Origin of the sequence: Mixta sp. BE291, assembly GCF_031457955.1 — a bacterium.
Classification (GTDB): Bacteria; Pseudomonadota; Gammaproteobacteria; order Enterobacterales; family Enterobacteriaceae; genus Mixta.
Genome location: NZ_JAVDXN010000004.1, coordinates 265,956 through 285,474, shown reverse-complemented (window position 1 = coordinate 285,474; position 19,519 = coordinate 265,956). Strand labels below are relative to the sequence as shown.

The 19,519-nt window shown below is 56.0% G+C and carries 18 protein-coding genes; 11 read left to right on the top strand and 7 right to left on the bottom strand.

The features are described 5' to 3' along the window. Nucleotides 1-37: 37 nt before the first annotated feature. The 3 genes from J2X14_RS11410 to azuC form a co-directional block, all read right to left on the bottom strand. The gene (locus tag J2X14_RS11410) at nucleotides 38-1,429 is read right to left on the bottom strand and encodes a hypothetical protein (RefSeq protein ID WP_352411333.1); all 1,392 of its coding nucleotides are present in this window, start codon (nucleotides 1,427-1,429) and stop codon (nucleotides 38-40) included. Continuing rightward, entirely contained in the window at nucleotides 1,422-2,348 is a 927-nt protein-coding gene (locus J2X14_RS11405) for an alpha/beta fold hydrolase (RefSeq protein ID WP_502889994.1), read from the bottom strand. The genes J2X14_RS11410 and J2X14_RS11405 overlap by 8 nt, the downstream gene beginning before the upstream one ends. Before the next feature lie 365 nt (nucleotides 2,349-2,713). Beyond that, nucleotides 2,714-2,791: a stress response protein AzuC gene (gene azuC / locus J2X14_RS11400; protein WP_352411550.1), complete on the bottom strand. Its 78-nt coding sequence runs from the start codon at nucleotides 2,789-2,791 to the stop codon at nucleotides 2,714-2,716. 307 nt (nucleotides 2,792-3,098) lie between these two features. Between azuC and J2X14_RS11395 the strand changes: the two genes are divergently transcribed. From J2X14_RS11395 to J2X14_RS11380, 4 genes are all read left to right on the top strand, one after another. Next, nucleotides 3,099-3,341: a DUF1158 family protein gene (locus J2X14_RS11395; RefSeq protein ID WP_352411332.1), complete on the top strand. Its 243-nt coding sequence runs from the start codon at nucleotides 3,099-3,101 to the stop codon at nucleotides 3,339-3,341. Between the two features lie 153 nt (nucleotides 3,342-3,494). Continuing rightward, a complete protein-coding gene (locus J2X14_RS11390; protein WP_352411331.1) occupies nucleotides 3,495-3,890 on the top strand; it encodes a YgiW/YdeI family stress tolerance OB fold protein in 396 nt (131 codons plus the stop codon). A 36-nt stretch (nucleotides 3,891-3,926) separates the two neighbouring features. Beyond that, nucleotides 3,927-4,322 carry a YgiW/YdeI family stress tolerance OB fold protein gene (locus tag J2X14_RS11385; protein WP_352411330.1) on the top strand — a complete coding sequence of 132 codons (396 nt, stop codon included), beginning with the start codon at nucleotides 3,927-3,929 and terminating at the stop codon, nucleotides 4,320-4,322. Nucleotides 4,323-4,674: 352 nt separating this feature from the next. Further along, nucleotides 4,675-6,294, top strand: a complete 1,620-nt coding sequence (locus J2X14_RS11380) for a malate:quinone oxidoreductase (protein WP_352411329.1) — start codon at nucleotides 4,675-4,677, stop codon at nucleotides 6,292-6,294. 65 nt (nucleotides 6,295-6,359) lie between these two features. Here the strand turns inward: J2X14_RS11380 and J2X14_RS11375 are convergent, their stop codons facing one another. After that, nucleotides 6,360-7,661, bottom strand: a complete 1,302-nt coding sequence (locus J2X14_RS11375) for an SLC13 family permease (RefSeq protein WP_352411328.1) — start codon at nucleotides 7,659-7,661, stop codon at nucleotides 6,360-6,362. 148 nt (nucleotides 7,662-7,809) lie between these two features. On the opposite strand from J2X14_RS11375, the gene J2X14_RS11370 reads away from it, so the two are divergent. Continuing rightward, nucleotides 7,810-10,200: a phosphoketolase family protein gene (locus tag J2X14_RS11370; RefSeq protein ID WP_352411327.1), complete on the top strand. Its 2,391-nt coding sequence runs from the start codon at nucleotides 7,810-7,812 to the stop codon at nucleotides 10,198-10,200. Between the two features lie 35 nt (nucleotides 10,201-10,235). On the opposite strand, the gene J2X14_RS11365 is transcribed toward J2X14_RS11370, so the two are convergent. Next, complete coding sequence (locus J2X14_RS11365; protein ID WP_352411326.1) at nucleotides 10,236-10,817, bottom strand: LysE family translocator; 582 nt, start codon at nucleotides 10,815-10,817, stop codon at nucleotides 10,236-10,238. A gap of 133 nt (nucleotides 10,818-10,950) precedes the next feature. Between J2X14_RS11365 and J2X14_RS11360 the strand changes: the two genes are divergently transcribed. Further along, nucleotides 10,951-12,420 (top strand): aminotransferase-like domain-containing protein, encoded by a 1,470-nt coding sequence (locus tag J2X14_RS11360; RefSeq protein WP_352411325.1) that lies wholly within the window; start codon nucleotides 10,951-10,953, stop codon nucleotides 12,418-12,420. Between the two features lie 9 nt (nucleotides 12,421-12,429). On the opposite strand, the gene J2X14_RS11355 is transcribed toward J2X14_RS11360, so the two are convergent. Next, nucleotides 12,430-13,053 (bottom strand): glutathione S-transferase family protein, encoded by a 624-nt coding sequence (locus J2X14_RS11355; protein ID WP_352411324.1) that lies wholly within the window; start codon nucleotides 13,051-13,053, stop codon nucleotides 12,430-12,432. 578 nt (nucleotides 13,054-13,631) lie between these two features. Here J2X14_RS11355 and J2X14_RS21015 point away from each other — a divergent pair. Next, nucleotides 13,632-13,790 (top strand): hypothetical protein, encoded by a 159-nt coding sequence (locus J2X14_RS21015; protein WP_502889993.1) that lies wholly within the window; start codon nucleotides 13,632-13,634, stop codon nucleotides 13,788-13,790. 243 nt (nucleotides 13,791-14,033) lie between these two features. Then, nucleotides 14,034-14,885, top strand: coding sequence for a PhzF family phenazine biosynthesis protein (locus J2X14_RS11350; protein ID WP_352411323.1), 852 nt, complete (start codon nucleotides 14,034-14,036; stop codon nucleotides 14,883-14,885). Between the two features lie 75 nt (nucleotides 14,886-14,960). On the opposite strand, the gene J2X14_RS11345 is transcribed toward J2X14_RS11350, so the two are convergent. Next, entirely contained in the window at nucleotides 14,961-15,719 is a 759-nt protein-coding gene (locus J2X14_RS11345) for an SDR family NAD(P)-dependent oxidoreductase (protein ID WP_352411322.1), read from the bottom strand. A gap of 115 nt (nucleotides 15,720-15,834) precedes the next feature. On the opposite strand from J2X14_RS11345, the gene J2X14_RS11340 reads away from it, so the two are divergent. The 3 genes from J2X14_RS11340 to J2X14_RS11330 all read left to right on the top strand — a co-directional run bounded on the left by J2X14_RS11340 (nucleotide 15,835) and on the right by J2X14_RS11330 (nucleotide 19,407). Further along, the gene (locus J2X14_RS11340) at nucleotides 15,835-16,734 is read left to right on the top strand and encodes a LysR family transcriptional regulator (RefSeq protein ID WP_352411321.1); all 900 of its coding nucleotides are present in this window, start codon (nucleotides 15,835-15,837) and stop codon (nucleotides 16,732-16,734) included. 54 nt (nucleotides 16,735-16,788) lie between these two features. After that, complete coding sequence (gene yhjD, locus J2X14_RS11335; RefSeq protein ID WP_352411320.1) at nucleotides 16,789-17,793, top strand: inner membrane protein YhjD; 1,005 nt, start codon at nucleotides 16,789-16,791, stop codon at nucleotides 17,791-17,793. Nucleotides 17,794-18,075: 282 nt separating this feature from the next. After that, nucleotides 18,076-19,407, top strand: coding sequence for an MFS transporter (locus J2X14_RS11330; protein WP_352411319.1), 1,332 nt, complete (start codon nucleotides 18,076-18,078; stop codon nucleotides 19,405-19,407). Nucleotides 19,408-19,519: the final 112 nt, after the last annotated feature.

Genomic DNA, 19,519 nt, shown 5'->3' with positions numbered 1-19,519 from the left:
TCAGGTCACCGGGCCTGACTGCCCACCTTTCGCCGCCTTAATTATGCAGCAAACACTCCACCTGAAACTTATCCCCATAGCGCTGTACGCCCGCTAAAAATTTCTCTGTGGTTAGCGGCTCAGGCGGCGGCAACAGCGGCGCGCGCTGCTTCAGCTCCTCATCAAAACGCGTCAGCGTAGCGAAATCGCGCGGGAAGCGTTCGGTATCAACCCCCACAAACGCGCCCTCATCTTTGGCATAATCCAGTAGCTGCTGCCAGCGCTCAATCGGCGCCATGCCAATACTTTCCGTGCCGTGAGAAAATAGCATCAGGTCGATATTGCGGAACGGCGGCTGACGGTCGAGATAGCGCTGCAAGGCATCGGCCGATGGCTCGGTGCAGAAGGTCAGCCAGAAGGGAATGGCGTACTGTTGCATGGTGGTCCAGGGATCCATCAACAGGAAGTTGTCCACCACCAGCCGCGAAGCAATTACGCCCGCCGACAGATACCAGTCACGGTAAATTTCTGCCGTCACAAAGCTTAGGGCTTCTGGGTTTTCATAGCGCAGCTCTACCAGCTTCCAGTTCTGGCTGTTAGCCAGCTTTTTCAGCTCGGCCATCAGGTGCGCGTCGAAGCCCCATTCCGCTTCCGGTACGGTGGCATCCGCTAGCGGCGGCTCCCATTTTTCCCGTTCCAGACCGCAACGCGCCAGATACTCCATTACCCGCGGCCCGCCGGAGAAGTATTCCTGCTCCGTTGCGCCGCCCAGCGCGCCAAACTGATAAAACGAACGCTCGCTGGTACGCGTGGCAGGCCACTGTTGCGTACAGTGGTTGATCACCAGCGTACTGCCCGGCGGCAGCGAACTGAGTAAAAATTCATGATACTCCAGCGGCAGTTTACGGTGCTTCAGGCGGAAATAGGCGATCTGCTCCAGCATCAGCCGATCCTGATTCGGATCCTGCATATGATGTACCGCCAGATGCGGCGAGGCCGCCAGCAACGCGTCGGTTATTGGTTTGCCATGCGCCATGCCTTTTTGCGCATCGTCTGGATCGTTATGCTGCGAACGCACCGGGCACAGAAAGGTTTGCGGCAGCCAGGGCACGCCCATCGCCGCCGCCAAATGCACCATCGCGCCGTTAGAAGAGCCAACAAACGCCGCCTGATACTGCTGCTGCGGATATTGATTCGCCACCCAGCGCGCAATGGCTTCGATATCCAGCTGCTGCGCCTGACTCAGCGACAGGCCTTCGGCCATGCCGCCCAGCGCATAGCCCCATTCACGCACGCGCTCAGGCAGTAAATTCAGCGCGGGCAGTACGCGATCCAGCGTTGGCGACTGGCTTGGGCTGCTAAAAGGACGCTGGTGCAGCGCATTGCTGAGCGCCATGACCATTGCGGCAGAGGAGTCAAAGCGGGCGATGCCCTTGGGAGGTTTACTCATGATTTTCCTGCTCCTTCTGCACGCGATCGATAAAGGGTCGGATAGCGCGACCGTAGCTCCACGGATAAACGTAGTGCAACGTGTGGGTGCCTTGTGCAATGGTCATCAGTTCGCCACGCGGCAACAGCGCGACCACTTCTGCCACCCAGCGGGCAGGCGAAACCACATCGTAGGAGCCGCGCACCACCAGCGTCGGCGCGTTGATATGCGGCAGGCGCTGCTCGATGCGGTCATGCATCATAGCGCGTAGCGTGCCGATGGCGCGCCAGACACCAGCTTTGGCGTAATCGACGCGACTAAGCGCCGCAGGCGAGCGGTGCGCTTCCCGCCGATGATTGCGCCAGTCGCGCCAGAGCTGGCGCGGCAGCGTACGGTTATGACGATCCACGGTGGGGCCTTGCAGCACCAGCCCGGCGACCGCCTCAGGATGCGCAACCGCCAACGCGGCCAGCACCTGGCAACCCATCGAGCTGCCGACGAAAATAGCGCGCGACAGCTGATTCTGCTGCATCCACATCCACAGCGCTTCTGCCAGCCGATCGATATTTAATACCGGCTGTGAAACCGGCAGCGAACTGCCGCCGAAACCCGGCAGGTCAGGCACCAGGACGCGATATTCCCAGCCTAACGCCAGCGCCAGATCTTCCATCGCGCGCCCGGAGAGAACCATGCCGTGCAGTAGAACCACCGGCAGACCGGGGCGGCTTTCCGGCGTGGTGCGGGTGAACATGCGCCACGGCCCGACCTGTTGATAATAACCTGCCAGACCCGCCTGATGACTATGAATACCCACCGGCGGCGTCTGTTGCCATTTACGCCATTGCTTAATAAACAGCGCCGTACCGGCCACGGTTACTGCGGCCATACCGAGAAGAAGTGTGCGGTTAGTCGGCCCGCGTCTCCGGGTTGCTCTCTTCATCAGCTGCTCTCAGGTTAGGGATACCCGCTAAGTTTAGGCGCTAAATAGCGCTTCGCCTTGTTTGCAGGCCGCCTGATGACAGCGGTTGATAAAAGTGTGCGGCAGTTATCAACAACGGCTATTTAAGAAAATAGCTGTAGATTTGCGCCAGATACAGAACGCGTGAGACGGAAAAGGCATGAAGCGTGAGCGACGGGGGGTTAAGACAAGTACCAGAGGCTTTAGCAAGAGAAAATGTTTTAGCAAGAGAAAATGCTGTGGAAAAAGTCGCTGCTTTGGAAAGAGAAGAGGCGTTGTAAGAAAGGTTTGATAACCACCGGTCGTTCCCTGGCCGCGGTTATCGAGGGTTTCGTGCGGCGTCGCCGTTAGTTCAGCGCGCCTGGCGGTACATGCTTAAAGGTTTCAACGTAAGCGCGAAACACATACCGGAAGAACTTTTTCATGACTGATGACCTGCTTAACTTTTGTTGAAAAAAACAACGAAATTATAACAACGGCACCTTTTAGCGGCAAATTTTTTTGAAGCAGATCACAAAATTCGCGGCGATTATGCAAAGCCGAACGTAAACAAAAGCTAAACAAGGTCGGCATTATTAACATCTTCGCTATAAATACGGAGAGTAAGCGGTTGATTTTTTTAAGCTTCAGGCTTGCCTCGCTCCCTTTTGCCGGGTCAAACTGCTAAACGTTGAACCCATCCGCTGATTCACGGACAATAATCCTCTCGTTTCCTTCATTATCCTGAACCTTATGAAATCCACGTTTGAAAACTGGCTTGCGCCGATGAGCATCCTGCTGCTGGGCTTTTTATCTGCGCTACTGCTGCCCGCGCCCGCGCCTGGCCCGGCGCTTACGGCCCGTTTGATGTCGCTGTTTCATTTCAGCGATCTTAATCAGTTCTATACCTTTGTGCTGTGCCTGTGGTTTCTGGTGCTGGGGACGATAGAGTTTTTCGTGCTGCGTTTTCTCTGGCGTCGCTTTGGCAAGGTTTAAATTTGCTCACCTGATTCACCTCTTGTCCTAAAGTTGTGCGTTATCAACGCGTCTGTCGCCGTTTTTCTCCCGACTTCACCAGACTGTGCCAGGCTTATATTCTGCAAAGGCGTTTTTCGCCTGGCCCGAACGGACAGTTATTAAGGAGAATGTATGGCTAAAAAATTGACTATTGCAGCCCTGATCGCCCTTTTCGCGCTGCCGGTCTTTGCCGAAGAGAGCGGCGGCTATAAAGGCGGTGAGAAACCGCCTGAGAATCAGGACAGCGGCTATAAAGGCACGGAAGACACCACTTCAGCGCCTCTGGAACTGGTAAAAACCATGCGTGACGGCGCCTGGGTAACGGTTGAAGGCTATATCGTGAAGCAGAAAGGCGATAACCGCTATCAGCTACGCGGTCATGGCGACCAGACAATTGACCTGGTTATCCCGAAAAAAGTCTGGGACGGCGAAACCTATGATGCCAAAGATCAGGTGCGGCTGAATGGTCGGGTACGTCAGGATGGCGCGCGCCACTGGATCGATGTGCAGCAGCTGGGCGAGCCGTAATAACGCAGCAGCGCTGGCCGACGTCAGGAGAAAGCGATGAATAAAATAGCGACGCTATGCCTGGCGGTAGTGCTGGCCGCCCCGGCGCTGGCTGCCGACGGCGGCTTTAACCCCGACGGCAAAGCGCCGCCGCCGGAAGATCAGAAAGATGGCTACCGCGCGGTAACGGATAATCAGCAGCTGACCGCCACGCATCAGCTGGCGCAGCTTTCTACCGGCACCTGGGTAACGTTGCAGGGCAATATTATTCGGCAAACCGGTAAAAAAACCTGGGAGCTGCGCGATCGCACCGGCACCGTACAGCTACAAATCGACGACGAGGTGTGGCAGGGCCAGGAAGTGAAACCGGACGATCTGATTTCGGTCAATGGCACCCTGTTGCATCATGGCAAAAGCCTGCTGGTCGACGTAAAAAAATTACATCTGCTTTAATTCCTTCCCGACTCTCCCGTTCCCTTGCGAAAAAGTAAGGGAACGCTTACCTGTCACTCCTTTTCACAAGCGGCTTCTGGCTGCTTCAACTATTTGTCGCATAAAAGTGTGAGACTAATCGCTTCAGCGTGGTCAAAATTCAAACAACTTTTAAAGTTTAAACAAATTATTCAATTTTATTGCGAGAATGTTATATTTCTAGCGCACCGATAACGTGTGGTTAACGCCCACCCGGTGCGGGGTTATTTTATTCGCCTGTTAGTTATGGAAAGAGAGCAACCCGCCCGCCAGAAGCTGGACGCTTTCACCTGCAATGATCTGTTGAGCTATCAACAGACGGAGATGCCGCCTCATGCGTAAAACAGCATTACTTCTAAAGCTGTGTATGAATGCTTTCGGCCTAAGCAAGCATGCAGTCGCAGAAGATAAAGAGGACGTCGATGTACTACTCATCGGCGGAGGGATTATGAGCGCCACGCTGGGTGCTTACCTTCAGGAGCTGGAACCAGACTGGTCTGTCACCATGGTAGAGCGTCTGGATAAGGTCGCGGAAGAGAGTTCAAACGGCTGGAATAATGCCGGTACCGGCCATTCCGCGCTGGCAGAATTGAACTATACGCCAGAGAAAGCGGACGGTTCGGTCGATATCAGTAAAGCCATCGACATTAACGAGTCCTTCCAGGTGTCCCGTCAGTTTTGGGCTGCGCTGGTACAGAAAGGCGTTTTGCACCATCCGCGCAGTTTTATCAATACCACCCCGCATATGAGCCTTGTTTTCGGCGACGATAACGTTAATTTCCTGCGTAAACGTTACGAGGCATTGCAGAAAAGCACGCTGTTTCGCGGCATGGAATATTCAGAAGACGCCGCGCAGATCGCACAATGGGTGCCGCTGATGATGCAGGGCCGCGATCCGCAGCAAAAAGTAGCGGCCACGCGCACGCCTATCGGCACTGACGTTAACTTCGGCGAAATCACGCGCCAGCTGATCGCTTCCCTGACTAAAAGCCCGAACTTTAACCTGAAGACCCGTCATGAAGTGCGTGATATTACGCGTAATGCTGACGGCAGCTGGCAGGTCACCCTCGCCGATCTCAACAATAACGGCGCGAAAAAGCTGATCAGGGCGAAGCGTCTGTTTATCGGCGCGGGCGGCGCGGCGCTGCCGCTGCTGCAAAAAACCGGTATTCCGGAAGCGAAAAACTATGCGGGTTTCCCGGTGGGCGGCTCTTTCCTGGTAACGGAAAATCAGGCGGTCGTAAAACAGCATCTGGCGAAAGTGTATGGTAAAGCCTCAGTGGGCGCGCCGCCGATGTCGGTACCGCATATGGATACGCGTATGCTGGATGGCAAGCAGGTGCTGCTGTTTGGCCCCTTCGCCACCTTTTCGACCCGTTTTCTGAAAACCGGCTCGCTGTGGGATATGTTCGGTTCCGTGACCGCCAGCAATCTGCTGCCGATGGTGCGCGTGGGCCTGGATAACTTCAACCTGGTAAAATATCTGGTCAGCCAGCTGCTGCTGAGCGACGACGATCGCCACACGGCGCTGAAAGCCTATTTCCCGCAGGCGAAAAAAGAGGACTGGCACCTGGTTCAGGCCGGTCAGCGCGTGCAGATCATCAAAAAGGATGCGAAAAAAGGCGGCGTGCTACGCCTGGGCACCGAAGTGGTGACCTCGCAGGACGGCACCGTTTCCGCTCTGTTGGGCGCGTCGCCGGGCGCTTCTACCGCCGCACCGATTATGCTGAACCTGATGCAGCAGGTGTTTAAGGAGCAATTCGCTACGCCGGAATGGCAGGCGAAGCTGAAAGCGATGATTCCCTGTTACGGCCAAAAGCTGAACGGCAATATCAGTGCCACCGAGCAGGAGCTGGCGGAAACCAGCCGCATCCTGCAACTGGATTACGCGCCGATGACGCCGGCCGCCGCTAACGATGAAGCCTCGCTTTCCACCGCAGTGGCAGGCAAGTAGGCTGGCGCCATAGCGCAAGCGGCCAAAGCAACGGGCAACAGTGATGTCGCCCGTTTTTTATGCCGTTATAAATAGCCCAACAGCAAGAACCAGCCGTAGTAGAGCGGCGGCAGCAGAACCAGGCTGACTAAAGCCACCAGCAGGCAGAGTTTAAGGCCGTCTCGCGCCGATACGTTGCCCAGTCCCATCGCCAGCACAATCGGCGAGGCCTGATAGGGCAACAGCGGCGTCGCGTACGCCAACACCTGCAACATAATCACGCTGCCTAACGGGAAACCGGAGGCAGCGGCAAAACTTTGTGCCATCGGCGTAAACATCGCCGGTACACCGTTGGCGGTCACCACAAAATTCAGCGCGCTGGTCAACGCGCTCAGCGAGATAAAATTAACAAAAGGCGTGGCGGGATCGAGCGGCGTGATGCGCAGCAGTCCCTGAGCAATAAGCGCGCCGAGCCCGGAATCAACCACCACCGCCGTCACGCCCAGAATCGCCGCCACATACAAACAGGTGCGGAAATTTACGCCACTGGCGAACGCCTCGCTGGAGACAAAGCCCACGCGCGGCAACAAGCAGAAGCAGGCGGCGCACAGGCCAACCCAGGCGGGCGAGATGCCATGCTGGCTGTCGGTCATCCACAGCGCCAGCGTCAGCAGCAACAGGATCATCAGCCGCCACTCTTCCCGACTCAGCGCGGGCAGCCGCGCAGCACGCGCAACCGCCTGTGGACGCGCCGGAAACAGCCAGCAAATGCACAAGGTTAACAGCACGCCTTTCAGTAATCCCACCACCGGCGCCTGTAAAAATAGCCACGGCATATAGCCCAGATGCAGATGATAAGCGGTTTCCGCCGCCCCGCTCATCACCAGGTTCGGCACGTTGGCGGGCAGAATGCTGGCGGAAAGCTGAAAAGTGCCAAACCCTACCGCCAGCGCCAGCCCCACCCAGCCGCGACTGCCCTCTTTGATGCCCGCCTGCTGCGCCAGCGCCCCGATGACCGGCATCAGTAGCGCGATGCGTCCCATATTCGAAGGCATGATAAACGCCAGCAGATAGCTGATAAGGATGGTGCCGCCCACCATGCGCGGCCAGCTGAGGCTTAAGCGTGGCGCCAGCGCATGGGCCAGCCGATCGGCCAGCCCGACCTTACGGATCGCCACGCCCAAAATAAAACCGCTCAGCACCAGCCAGAACGCGGAAGAGGCGAAGCCGCCAAACACGCTGGCCGCAGGGGCGATATGCAGCAGCATCGCGGCAGCGAAAAACAGCAGGGCGGTAATAAATTCCGGCAGCCGCGCGCTGGCCCACAGCAGAATGGTGACCATGACCACCAGCGCGGTCAGCCACAGATGAACATCAGAGGTAAACACAGCACAGCTCCTTGCCAGCCTGCTTAAAACGCCTGTTTTTTGGCTGATTAAGTTTTCTTCTATTAGGGTTAAAGAGTATTGAGTTTCATTTCGCCCGGGTAAAGCGCTCCCTGCCCGAATTTGTGATTGACGTCACCGGAGGAAAAGCATGACGAATGCACCAGAAATCCAGGAAGAACTCAAACAGCTCGATCGCTACTGGCGCGCCGCGAACTATTTATCAGTGGGTCAGATCTATTTAATGAATAATCCCCTGCTGCGCGAGCCGTTACAGCCTGAACATATTAAACCGCGCCTGCTGGGACACTGGGGCACCACGCCTGGTCTTAACTTTATCTATGCGCACCTGAACCGCATCATCCGCCACCGCGATCTGGATATGATTTACATCTGCGGGCCAGGCCACGGCGGGCCGGGCATGGTGGCCAACACCTGGCTGGAAGGCAGCTACAGCGAAATCTACCCGGAGATCAGCGAAGACGCGACCGGTATGCAGCGGCTGTTTAAGCAGTTTTCTTTTCCCGGCGGCATTCCCAGCCACGCCGCGCCGGAAACCCCTGGTTCAATCAATGAAGGCGGCGAGCTGGGTTACTCCTTATCGCACGCCTTTGGCGCGGTATTCGACTATCCCGATCTGATTGCCACCTGCGTGATTGGCGACGGTGAAGCGGAAACCGGCCCGCTTTCTTCCAGCTGGCACGGCATTAAATTCCTCAACGCCGCCCGCGACGGGGCGGTGCTGCCAATTTTGCATCTCAATGGCTACAAAATAGCCAACCCAACGCTGCTTGGCCGCAGCAGCGATGAGGATCTGCATCAGCTGTTCAGCGGCTACGGCTATGAACCGCTGTTTGTCTGCGGCGACGAACCCGAAAAAATGCACCGGCAGATGGCGGACGTGCTGGATAACGCCTTCGATAAGATTCGTGATTATCAGCGCCGCGCCCGCAACGGCGACGCGTCGGCAGCGATTCCGCGCTGGCCAATGATTATTCTGCGCAGCCCGAAAGGCTGGACCGGGCCGAAAACGGTCGACGGTAAAAAAGTCGAAGGTTTCTGGCGCGCGCATCAGGTGCCGGTCTCTTCCTGCCGTGAGAATGATGAGCACCGCCAAATCCTTGAACAATGGATGCGTAGCTATCAGCCGGACGACCTGTTTGATGAGCAAGGCAAGCTGAAGCCGGAGCTGCGTGCGCTGGCGCCGCAGGGCGAAAAACGCATGGGCGCGCAGCCCTACGCCAACGGCGGACGGTTGCGTCGCGAGCTGAACACCCCTGATATCCGCGAGTTCGCGGTGAATGTCACCACGCCTGGCGAAAAGCAGGTGCAATCCACGGAAATTTTGGGGCAATATCTGCGCGCGATTTTCCAGCGTAATAAAGATAACTTCCGCCTGTTCGGCCCGGATGAAACCGCCTCTAACCGCCTGAGCGACGTGTTCGACGTCACCAACCGCACCTGGATGGAAGAGATACGGTCATACGATGAGCAGCTGGCGCACGATGGTCGGGTGATGGAAATCCTGAGTGAACATCAGTGTCAGGGCTGGCTGGAGGGTTACCTGCTTACCGGTCGCCACGGCCTGTTTAACTGTTATGAAGCCTTTATCCACATCATCGATTCGATGTTTAACCAGCACGCGAAATGGCTGAAGGTCACGCGTAAGCTGCCGTGGCGCAAGCCGGTTTCCTCACTTAACTATCTGCTCTCTTCTCACGTCTGGCGGCAGGATCACAATGGCTACAGCCATCAGGATCCCGGCTTTATGGATCACGTCGCCAACAAAAAGGCCGATATTGTGCGTATCTATCTGCCGCCTGACGCCAATACGCTGCTGTGGGTGGGCGATCACTGCCTGAAAACCTGGGATCGGATTAACGTTATCGTGGCGGGTAAACAGCCGGAGCCGCAATGGCTGACCATGGATCAGGCCATTCAGCACTGCGAAGCGGGCCTGGGGATTTGGTCATGGGCAGGCACCGAGCAGCCGGGCGATGAGCCAGATATCGTGATGGCCTGCGCAGGCGATGTGCCCACCATGGAAACGCTGGCGGCGGTGGATCTGCTGAAAACTTACCTGCCGCAGCTGAAAATACGCGTGGTCAACGTGGTGGATTTGATGGCGCTGCAAACCAAAGAGCAGCATCCGCACGGCATGGAAGAGGCGGCGTTTGATCAAATCTTTACCCAGGAGAAACCGGTGGTGTTCGCTTTCCACGGCTATCCCAGCCTGGTTCACCGCCTGACTTACCAACGCAATAACCATCGTAATTTCCACGTGCATGGCTTTATGGAAGAAGGCACCACCACCACGCCGTTTGATATGACGGTAATGAATGAGCTGGATCGTTTTCATCTGGCGCAGGAGGCGATACAGCGTATTCCATCGCTGGCGGGCAAAGCGGACGCTATCCTTGACGATTTGGCGGAAAAAATCGCTGAACATCATCGTTATGTGCGTGAATATGGTGAAGATTTACCGGAAGTGCAAAACTGGAAATGGCCATCGCAGCAGGGCAGCGGCGACGCGCCGGAGTAACCTGATGGCGGCCTCCGCGCGGGGCCGCCGCAGATTTACCCCCACACCTCATACAGCATCCACAACGCCGTCAGCGCCAGCGAAACGGCCATCACGCTGTTAAACAGGCGGCGCTTCCACTCCACCGCCAGCAGCACGCTTAAACGCTCGCCAAGAAACGCCCAAAGTAAAATGCAGGGCAAATTCAGCAAGGCATAGCCCGTCAGTACGGTAACAATGCCGTTATCAGCGATATAGATTAGCGCCACGTTACTCACCATCAGCCAGGCTTTTGGGTTCACCGCCTGAAACAGCGCGCCGCCCAGCGTGGTCATCGGCCGGACGTTTGCCTGTAACGTGGGTGCCGCCGAGCGCCAGATTTTCCATGACAACCACAGCATCCAGCCGCAGCCCAGCAGCGTCAGCGGCTTGCGGATCGCGTCCATCCAGCCCAGCAGCAGATCCAACGCCAGCGCCAACAGCAGCAGCTGAACCAGACAGCCCAATAAAAAACCGCCGATCATCGGCAGTGTGCGCCGTAAACCAAAATTCACGCCGGAGGTTGCCAGCAGCAGGTTATTAGGCCCCGGCGTTATCGACATCACGGTGACATAGCTGAAAAAAGAGGGATCGATCATGGCAGGCTCCAGGATATGAACAGAGCTTTATGTTATGCGGCGTTGGGCAATGGTAACAGAGACAGCAAATGCGTATTGTAATGGGTACAAAAGCGCTTTTATAACACTGTATCCACGCCTTCGGGAGGCAACTGTGTCCATCGATCTCAGCGAAAACCGGCGTTATCAGCAGCTGGCGGATAATTTTGCCAGCGCCATCCATGACGGCACCTGGCTGCCGGGCAGCCGTTTACCGGCGATCCGCCGCGTGGCGGTGGCGCAGCAAGTCAGCATTAATACCGTGCTGAGCGCCTGGCGCGTGCTGGAAGATCGCGGGCTGATTGAATCACGTCCGCAGTCCGGTTATTACGTGCGCAGCAGGCTACCCGCGCCGGAAAAAAGCCCAGGCTATCAGGCCACCGTCAGCACGCCAGGGCAGGCGAAACTGGATCTGATCGATACGGTGTTTGCCGCGCAAAACCATCCCGACTATATCAATATCTCGCTGGCCTGCCCGCGCGACGGTGATTTCTACCCCACCGCGAAGCTGGCGCGTATTACCGCCTCGCTGTTGCGCCGTCATCCGCAAATTATCGGGCGCTATGCGCTGCCGCCGGGTAGCGAGAACCTGCGCAAAGAGATTGCGCGCCGCGCCAGCTATATGGGCATGAAGCTCACCGCCGAAAACATTACGCTAACCCACGGCTGCATGGAGGCGTTGCAGCTGGCGCTGCGCGCTACCACGCGTCCAGGGGATTGCGTCGGCCTGGAAACGCCAACCTATTTTTTCCTGTTTCCGCTGCTTGCCAGTCTTGGCCTGAAGACGCTGGAAATCCCTACCGATCCGCAAACCGGCCTGTCGCTGGATGCGCTGGAGATGGTGCTACAGGAAGGCCGAATTCAGGCGCTAATCGCCATGCCGGGCCTGCAAAATCCTTTAGGCTGCAGCATGACGCCGGAAAATAAAAAGCGGCTGGCGGCACTGATGAACCGCTGGCAGGTTCCGCTGATTGAGGATGGCTTATACGATGAGCTACAGTTCCGCGAGCCGCAGCGGCCAACGGTGAAAGCGTTCGATCGCGACGGCTGGGTGATTTACTGCACCAGCTTTACCAAAACCATCGCGCCCGATTTTCGTATTGGCTGGATGGCGGCCGGTCGCTACAGCCAGGCGATCGCCCGACTAAAGGCATTTTCCTCTATGACGGAATCGACGCTGCTGTGCGAGACGCTGGCGCAGTTTCTGGCTAGCGGCGGCTACGATCGTCATCTGCATGCACTGCGGCGTCGCTATGCGGCCAATCTGGATGAAGCACGTGGGTTAATCGCTCAGCATTTTCCGGTCGGCACCCGCGCCACGCTGCCGCAGGGCGGCTTTGTGTTCTGGATAACGCTGCCGGATAGCGTCGATAGCGAGGCGCTGTTTCATCAGCTGCTACAGGAGAAAATTTGCCTGACGCCGGGCGCGCTCTATACCCTGAGCGATCGCGCTAATCATGCGCTGCGGCTTTCCTGCTGCTATCCCTTTGATGAGCGCTATCGCTACGCCATCAGCCGCGCGGGCACGCTGGCCTGTGAAATGAGCGGACTGCCTGCCGGTGCGGTGGCGTTGCCGCAGGCGTAAGCCGGTGCATTATGGCATGCCGTTGCGGCCCCATTTTACGTAGCCTTCTCTGGCGGTAAGGCGTTCATAGTAGGCGCGAATGGCGGGATAGTTTTTATGCTCCAGCGGCGTTTCATACCAGCGGTTAACCGACAGGCCGATGGGAATATCCGCCAGGCTGAAATGCTCGCCTGCCACATAGCGTCCGGTTTTTTCCAGCTGCTGATTTAAGATGCCCATGGTGTAGGTCCAGCCTTTGCAGGCGGCAGCCAGCAGCCGTTCGTTTTGATGAGAAGGCGACTGGCGCACCAGCGCCATAAACGCGTAGCGCCAGGCGGTATTAAGTTCGGTGGCCTGCCAGTCAATCCAGCGATCTACCAGCGCACGCGGGCGCGGCGCAACGGGATAAAGCCACTCGCCCTGGTAGGCGTTTGCCAGGTAGCGAATAATGGTGTTGGATTCCCACAGCACAAAGCCTTCATCGTTGATCACCGGTATCATCGCATTCGGGTTCAGCGCCAGAAACCGGGCCTCATGCGTCGATCTGAATCCATCGCCCCACTCTTCCCGCTGGTAAGGCAGAGCAAGCTCATCGCACAGCCACAGCACTTTGCGCACATTAATCGAAGAGGCACGGCCTAAAATTGTCAGCATCAATTCAGCCCTGAATTTTTATACGGTTACTCTTATTCATAGTTGTCGTCATTGACGTTCGCAACGTAAACAGGCTAGTAATCAGCTTTCTGCAACCCTTATGCCGTAGCGGTTGGCAAAATCTGGATAACAGGTTGGCTTCTGGTGGCTGGCACGTTCAGCATGGTGCCAGCACAAGCGCACAGATCCTTAAACTGAACGAACACAGCGTAAGTTAAAAAATGATGTCCAAAATCTTCATTGCCTCTATATATAAGCGAGCTTTATCTTTTAGCGCAAGACAACCATGACACTCACGAAATGAAATTGATATTTTTGATTACCTGATAAGGTTAACCTCAAATGCCTGGTTAATTGACGCTATAAAATTTATACCACTCAATAATTAACTATTGGGGAAATCATGGAAAAATTAAAAAAAAGCGCAATCTCTAATATAACAGGATTATGCTTCAGCATATTGTTGGCTCATCTTTCTTCACTAAGAATAATGTACGATGGTAGTCAGCAACATCTATGGGACGTTATTATCATCATGATGACTTTTTTCGGCATCAAGTACATAACCATCTTAATTATTGATTTTTTATACCCATAACATTGGCGCATCCATAATTACCGGCGCTTTAGCTGGCATATATTTTGGCCCGTGGGGAATGGTAAGCGGTGCCGCTTTAGCCGGAATTTATACAGGTATCGGTATGATTAACAGTAATGGGCCTTTATTTAGATTTTAATGAATAATTCCCTGCCTTCAGGCGATACGATTTAAGCGGCGAAAATAACTTTGCCGCTTAATAATATAGTTAACTTCCGCAAGTAAAATCCCACGCGTTGATAGATTCTTTATCGGACAAACCTAAATAACCTACAAGAAAAGCCAAAAGGGATCCGAAACAAGCTTCAAAGCGATCTAACCATTGACGTTCGCAACGTAAACAGGCTAGTAATCAGCTTTCTGGATCAACACTGGAATGGTTATGACCAACAAACTTCCCTTTAAGCAGGTCGATGTGTTCAGCAACACGGCTTTTTGCGGTAATCCTCTGGCGGTGATCCTGGCTGCCAGCGAGCTGAGCGACGCGCAAATGCAAAGCATCGCCCGCTGGACTAACCTCTCTGAAACCACCTTTGTATTGCCGCCGCAGCATCCTGACGCAGATTACCGGGTACGCATTTTTACCATTGAAGGCGAGCTGCCGTTTGCCGGTCACCCTACCCTTGGCACGGCGCATGCGCTGCTGGAGGCGGGCCATCAGGTTAAAACGCCGGGCCGCATGGTGCAGGAGTGCGGCGTGGGGCTGGTGCCGATAACCATCGCCGCCGATGGTGATTTAGCCTTTGCCGCCCCGGAGGCAACGCTCACCGGCTGGGAGCATCCCGGCATCGCCGCCGCGCTTAACAGCGAAGCGTTTGATATGCAGCAGGCGGTGACAATCGTCGATATGGGGATTCGCTGGCTATTGGTGCCGATGGCGTCAGCGCAGGCGGTGCTGGATATTGCGCCCGACGTACCGCGTCTGGCGCAGCTGTTGCAGGATGCCAACGTCACCGGCGTGATGCCGTTTGGCCCGACCAGCGACGGCGAGGTGCAATATGAGGTGCGCGGACTGCTGGTGGAACAGGGCGCCTTAACGGAAGATCCGGTTACCGGCAGCGCCAACGCCTGCCTGGCGCGTTACCTGGCGCTACAGGGCCGTCCGCATGATTATCTGGCGCGTCAGGGCACCGCGATTCAGCGTAACGGCCTGATCGCCGTCCAGTATCGTGATGATGGCATCTGGATCGGCGGGAAAGCCGTTACCCTGATTGACGGCACGATAACGGTTTAACGCCCTGCGGCTGGCGCGCTGCTCCTCTGCCTGCCCTTGCCTGTCAGATTAGGGTAAAGTGCAGCGCGCCCAGCCTTACAGATACATCCCGCCCGATGCTTCGATACGTTGGCCGGTGATCCAGCCGGTATCCTCGCTGAGCAGCGCGGCGACGGCACGACCGATATCATTCGGCTGACCGGCGCGTCCCATCGCGGTTTGCGCAGCGACCCAGGCATTCACCTCTGGATTATCACGCACCGTGCCGCCGCCAAAATCGGTTTCAATCGCGCCGGGCGCCAGAATATTCACCGCAATGCCGCGCGGGCCAAGTTCATGCGCCTGGTAGCGTGTTAGCACTTCCATCGCGCCTTTCATTGAGGCATAGGCCGCATAGCCGGGTGGGCTAAAGCGCGCCAGGCCGCTGGAAACATTCAGAATGCGACCGCCGTCATTGATCAATGGCAGCAGGCGCTGCGTCAGGAAAAAAGGGCCCTTGAAGTGAGTCAGCATCAGCGTATCGAATTGCTGCTCGCTGGTTTCTGCAAACGCGTTATACAGGCCAACGCCTGCATTGTTAAACAGGTAGTCAATGCGTTCACGCTGCCAGTGGGTGCGCAGCGTCTGTTGCAGGCGTGCAATAAAATCCGCAAAGCTGGATACCTCGGCCACATCCAGCTGTAGCGCGGCGGCACGCTGGCCCAAAGCGCGAATTTCCTCCACCACGTTTTCCGCTTCCTGCTGCTGCTGACGCCAGGTAATGATCACATCAACGCCTTTTTCCGCCAGTTTCAGCGCTGCATTACGCCCTAAACCCCGGCTGCCGCCGGTGATCAACACTAATTTTCCACTCATGTTGCCTCTCTTGCGCTTTTGTCGCTTAAAAATTCAGCATATTGAAAATAAAGTGCGCGATAAACTATGCTGATAACAGTTCACTGTTTCACTTTGAGCAACAAACGGTGCATAAATGGATAAAATTCATGCAATGAGAGTGTTTGTTACGGTCGCGGAGATGGAAAGTTTTACCCGCGCGGCGGAAAGTCTCGGTCAGCCGAAAGGCAGCCTGTCGCGCCAGGTGCAGGCGTTGGAAGATCAACTGGGCACACGTCTGCTGCATCGCACCACCCGACGCGTACAGCTTACGCAGGACGGGCTGGCCTATTACGAGCGCTGCCGCGATGTGTTGGCGACGCTGGATGAAATGGATGCCCTGTTCCAGAACGAACCGGCCACATTAAGTGGACGCCTGCGGGTTGATATGCCGGTGGCGCTGGCGACCGATATCGTTATTCCGCAACTGCCGCAGTTTCTACAGCACTATCCCGGCCTGGAGCTGGAACTCAGCAGCAGCGATCGGCAGGTGGATGTGATCCGCGAAGGCTTCGACTGCGTGGTGCGCGTGGGCCAGCTCCAGGATTCTGGCCTGATGAGCCGCACGCTGGGCCTGCTGCCGATGGTGAACTGCGCCAGCCCCGGCTATTTGATGCGTTTTGGCATGCCGCTGCGGCTGGAGGAGCTTTCGCAACATGCGATGGTGCATTACAGCCAACAGTTTGGCGGCGCGCCCGCAGGCTTTGAGTTTTATGATGGCCAGCGCAGCCACTTTATCCACACCGGCGGCGCGCTGACGGTGAACTCGACGCAGGCGTATCGTCATGCCTGCGTTGCCGGATTAGGCATTATTCAGGCACCGCGCCACGGCGTGCAGCCGCTGCTGGAGAATCAACAGCTGGTTGAGGTGCTGCCCGGCTTCCGCGCTCGTCCGATGCCGATCTCGCTGCTGTGGCCGCACCGTCGTAATCTGGCTCAGCGGGTAAGAGTATTTATGGAATGGCTAACGCAGCTGCTGAAAGGCTACGTTGCGTAACAGCGCGGCTATAATGACAAGCTAAAGCCCTAAACAAAAGGATGATTCCGGTTGATGACGGACAAAAACCCCCAGCCTCCTGCTGAGCAGGAAGAAGAAAAGCCACTGATTAACATTAAAACGGGCAACGCTAAAGTTGATCGCTCGATTACTCGCGTCTCACGCTTCGTTAGCTGGTTCCAGGCGATTCCGGCCGTCGCGCATTTTATTCGCGCCGGAGAACGCTTTACCGATCGCCTTGGCAGCCAGTTCGGCGCGGCAATTACCTATTTCTCGTTTTTATCGCTGATACCAATTCTGATGGTTTCGTTCGCGGCGGTAGGCTTTGTGCTGGCGTCGCATCCGACGCTGCTGAATGAGCTGATTGACCGCATTGTTAGCAGCATCAGCGATCCCACGTTAGCCAGTACGTTAAAAAACACCGTACAAACCGCCGTTCAGCAGCGTACCACCGTGGGCATCACCGGCCTGCTGGTGGCGCTCTATTCAGGTCTCAGCTGGATGGGCAACCTACGCGAAGCGATTCGCGCCCAGTCGCGTGACGTTTTTGAGCGCGGCAAGCAGGACAAGGAGAAAATCTATTTTAAATATACTCGCGACTTTATCTCCCTGACCGGGCTGGTGCTGGCGCTGATTATTACCCTGTCGTTAACCTCTATTGCGGGTTCAGCGCAGGATGCGATTGTGCACGCGCTGGGGCTACAGGATATTGAGTGGCTGCGCCCGGCGATGACGCTGATTGCGCTGTCGATTTCTATCCTTGCCAACTATTTGCTGTTTCTGTGGATTTTCTGGATCCTGCCGCGTCATCGTCCTCATAAAAAAGCGCTGTTTCGCGGCACGCTGCTGGCAGCGATCGGCTTTGAGGTGATTAAATTTATTATGACGATGACGCTACCGAAACTGGCGGCATCCCCTTCCGGCGCGGCCTTTGGCTCGGTGCTGGGCCTGATGGCGTTTTTCTATTTCTTTGCGCGCCTGACGCTGTTTTGCGCCGCCTGGATTGCTACCGCCAACTATAAAAACGATCCGAAGCTGGATCTACGCAGGAAAAAATAGCCTCTGCGCAACGCGGCATCTCAGACGAAAATGCCGCGTTGCGTGCAATATTTAACCAACAACCAGCATGAATAACTAACCCCTCACTTTTATTTCCCTGTTTTGCAGTGATTCCCGCCAGAAAAATCGCCGTTCGCCCTGCCATTCGCCGGTAAAGCTTTATTGTTAAAAATTATCCACTTTTCACCCCGGCAAGCCAGCCGCGACGCGGCTTTTCACCATTGAACGCGCCAGAGGCAGTGCGTAAGATTCCTGGACACGTTTTACAAATAAGAAACAATTATGCAAGCATCCATCGCTCCAACACTTGATACTGAAAACGACAACGCTCAGGTTAACTCGCGCAGTAAAGTGGTTATTGCGTCGCTGGTGGGCACTGCAATCGAATTCTTCGATTTCTATATTTATGCCACCGCCGCAGTGATTGTTTTCCCGCACATTTTCTTCCCGCAGGGCGATGCCACCGTCGCCACGCTCCAGTCGCTGGCGACCTTCGCCATCGCGTTTGTCGCACGGCCTATCGGCTCGGCGCTCTTTGGTCATTTCGGCGATCGCGTTGGTCGTAAGGCAACGCTGGTCGCTTCGCTGCTGACGATGGGCATTTCTACGGTAGTGATTGGTCTGCTGCCCGGCTACGCCACAATTGGCGTGTTTGCGCCGCTGCTGCTGGCGCTGGCGCGCTTCGGTCAGGGTTTGGGACTGGGCGGTGAATGGGGCGGCGCGGCGCTGCTGGCGACGGAAAACGCCCCGGCGAAAAAGCGTGCGCTGTATGGCTCTTTTCCGCAGCTCGGCGCGCCGATTGGCTTCTTCTTTGCCAACGGTACCTTCCTGCTGCTCTCCTGGCTGCTGACCGACGAACAGTTTATGAGCTGGGGCTGGCGCGTGCCGTTCATACTGTCCGCGGTGCTGGTAATTATCGGCCTGTACGTGCGCGTTTCGCTGCATGAAAGCCCGGTGTTCGCGAAAGTGCAAAAAGAGAAAAAGCAGGTACGTATCCCGATTGGAACGCTGTTAAGCAAGCATCTCGGTGCGACGATCCTCGGCACCTTTATCATGCTGGCGACCTACACGCTGTTTTACATTATGACGGTTTATTCCATGAGCTACGGCACCGCGCCGGTTCCTGCTGGCCTTGGCTTCTCGCGCAATAGCCTGCTGTGGATGCTGATGGTGGCGGTCATTGGTTTTGGCGTGATGGTGCCGATTGCCGGTCTGCTGGCTGACCGCTTTGGTCGGCGTAAGACCATGATTTTGATTACGCTGGGAATTCTGGTGTTTGCGCTGCTGTTTCCGTCGCTGATGGCGTCCGGCAGCCAAACCATGATGATGGTGTTTCTGCTGCTTGGCCTGAGCATTATGGGGCTGACCTTCGGCCCGATGGGCGCACTGCTGCCGGAGCTGTTCCCGACAGAAGTGCGTTATACCGGCGCCTCCTTTTCCTACAATTTGTCGTCTATTCTCGGCGCGTCGGTAGCGCCTTATATTGCCGCCTGGCTTAACGCGCATTATGGCCTGTTTGCCGTTGGTCTCTATTTGGCAGCGATGGCGTTGTTAACGCTGTTTGCGCTGATCGCCTGCAAAGAGACGCGTCATCAAACGCTGTATGAGGCGTAACCTCCTGCCAGCGGTAAAAAAGGCGTCTTAATGACGCCTTTTATCTGCTATTCATCATCTCAGCATAAAAAACCCCGCCATCCTGTCGGATTGCGGGGTTTGATTATTTTTC

Bases quoted from the DNA above. Each gene is read 5' to 3' on its own strand.
- J2X14_RS11345 (WP_352411322.1), bottom strand. From the start codon at position 15,719: ATGAGTGGAAAATTAGTGTTGATCACCGGCGGCAGCCGGGGTTTAGGG.
- J2X14_RS11365 (WP_352411326.1), bottom strand. From the start codon at position 10,817: ATGATCGATCCCTCTTTTTTCAGCTATGTCACCGTGATGTCGATAACG.
- J2X14_RS11390 (WP_352411331.1), top strand. From the start codon at position 3,495: ATGGCTAAAAAATTGACTATTGCAGCCCTGATCGCCCTTTTCGCGCTG.
- J2X14_RS11370 (WP_352411327.1), top strand. From the start codon at position 7,810: ATGACGAATGCACCAGAAATCCAGGAAGAACTCAAACAGCTCGATCGC.
- J2X14_RS11410 (WP_352411333.1), bottom strand. From the start codon at position 1,429: ATGAGTAAACCTCCCAAGGGCATCGCCCGCTTTGACTCCTCTGCCGCA.
- J2X14_RS11340 (WP_352411321.1), top strand. From the start codon at position 15,835: ATGGATAAAATTCATGCAATGAGAGTGTTTGTTACGGTCGCGGAGATG.
- J2X14_RS11380 (WP_352411329.1), top strand. From the start codon at position 4,675: ATGCGTAAAACAGCATTACTTCTAAAGCTGTGTATGAATGCTTTCGGC.
- J2X14_RS11385 (WP_352411330.1), top strand. From the start codon at position 3,927: ATGAATAAAATAGCGACGCTATGCCTGGCGGTAGTGCTGGCCGCCCCG.
- azuC (WP_352411550.1), bottom strand. From the start codon at position 2,791: ATGAAAAAGTTCTTCCGGTATGTGTTTCGCGCTTACGTTGAAACCTTT.
- J2X14_RS11405 (WP_502889994.1), bottom strand. From the start codon at position 2,348: ATGAAGAGAGCAACCCGGAGACGCGGGCCGACTAACCGCACACTTCTT.
- J2X14_RS11355 (WP_352411324.1), bottom strand. From the start codon at position 13,053: ATGCTGACAATTTTAGGCCGTGCCTCTTCGATTAATGTGCGCAAAGTG.
- J2X14_RS11350 (WP_352411323.1), top strand. From the start codon at position 14,034: ATGACCAACAAACTTCCCTTTAAGCAGGTCGATGTGTTCAGCAACACG.
- J2X14_RS11330 (WP_352411319.1), top strand. From the start codon at position 18,076: ATGCAAGCATCCATCGCTCCAACACTTGATACTGAAAACGACAACGCT.
- J2X14_RS11395 (WP_352411332.1), top strand. From the start codon at position 3,099: ATGAAATCCACGTTTGAAAACTGGCTTGCGCCGATGAGCATCCTGCTG.
- yhjD (WP_352411320.1), top strand. From the start codon at position 16,789: ATGACGGACAAAAACCCCCAGCCTCCTGCTGAGCAGGAAGAAGAAAAG.